At 68.0% G+C, this 1,320-nt stretch carries 2 protein-coding genes; both read left to right on the forward strand.

Features of this window, described 5'->3' with window-relative positions; translation table 11 throughout:
* On the forward strand, positions 1 to 411 hold a 411-nt coding region (locus tag AC1DU6_RS31465; protein ID WP_477862091.1), incomplete at its 5' end, for a sensor histidine kinase.
* Positions 404 to 1,320: sigma-54-dependent transcriptional regulator (locus tag AC1DU6_RS31470; RefSeq protein WP_477862093.1), on the forward strand; the 917-nt coding region annotated here is incomplete at its 3' end. The genes AC1DU6_RS31465 and AC1DU6_RS31470, both read left to right, overlap by 8 nt.

Below are 1,320 nucleotides of genomic sequence, written 5' to 3' on the forward strand. Positions count from 1 at the left end.
GTGCAGGCCGAGATCGAGGTGCCCGCCGGCCTGCGCGTGCGGGCAGAGGCCAACCGGCTGGAGCAGGTGCTGGTCAACCTGTTCGGCAACGCCATTGACGCGATGCAGAACGAGGCCGAGCGCCAACTCCGCGTGCAGGTCATCGCACAGGATGGCGGGCGCCGCGCCCTGATGCGCGTGCAGGACAGCGGTGCCGGTGTCGGCGAGGCAGACCTGCAGCGCCTGTTCGAGCCCTTCTTCACCACCAAGCCCGCTGGCGAAGGCCTGGGGCTGGGCCTGGTGATTTCAGCCAAGATCGTGCACGAGTTCGGCGGCACGCTGCGTGCCCAACGCCTGGAGCACGGCATGAGTTTCGAGTTCGACCTTGCCGTCGAAACCTGGGCGGCAGTACCGGAGACGAAAGATGTTTGAAGGCTACAAGGTCGTGTTCGTCGAGGACGACCTGCCGGTGCGGGTCAGCCTCACGCAGACGCTGGAGCTGGAGGGCTTTGCCGTGCAACCTTGCCGCACGGCCGAGGAAGCCCTGCCCCACATCCAGCCCGGCGCACCCATCATCGTCATCACCGACGTGCGCCTGCCCGGCATGGATGGCCGCGCGCTGCTGGCCCATGTGCAGGCCACCGACGCGAGCATTCCCACCATCCTCATCACGGCCCACGGCGACGTGACCATGGCCGTGCAGTCCATGCGTGCCGGCGCCTACGACTTCATCGAAAAGCCCTTCGCGCCCGAGCGCCTGCTGGACGTGGCCCGCCGCGCCCTGGACCTGCGCACGCTGCGCCACTCGGCCGACGAGCTGCGCACGCAGCTGCAGCGCGCCAACGGCATCGAGGCCGCGCTGCTGGGACAGTCTCCGGCCATGCAGCAGCTGCGCCGCCAGGTGCTGAATCTGGCCGGCACCTCGGCAGATGTGCTGATCGTCGGCGAGACCGGCACCGGCAAGGAGCTGGTGGCGCGCTGCCTGCACGACCAGAGCGCGCGCCGCGACCGCCATTTCGTTGCCATCAACTGCGGCGGCCTGCCCGAGGCGCTGTTCGAGAGCGAATTGTTCGGCCACGAGCCGGGCTCGTTCACGTCAGCCGCCAAGCGCCGCATTGGCAAGATCGAGCATGCCAACGGCGGCACACTGCTGCTGGACGAGATCGAGACCATGCCGATCGCGCTGCAGATCAAGCTGCTGCGCGTGCTGCAGGAGCGACGCATCGAGCGCCTGGGCTCCAACGAGGAGCTGCCGATCAACGTGCGCTTCATCGCCGCCAGCAAGTCGGACCTGCGCGAGCAGGCCGCCAAGAACGAGTTCCGCAGCGACCTTTATTACCG

The organism is Roseateles sp. P5_B10 (assembly GCF_056400485.1).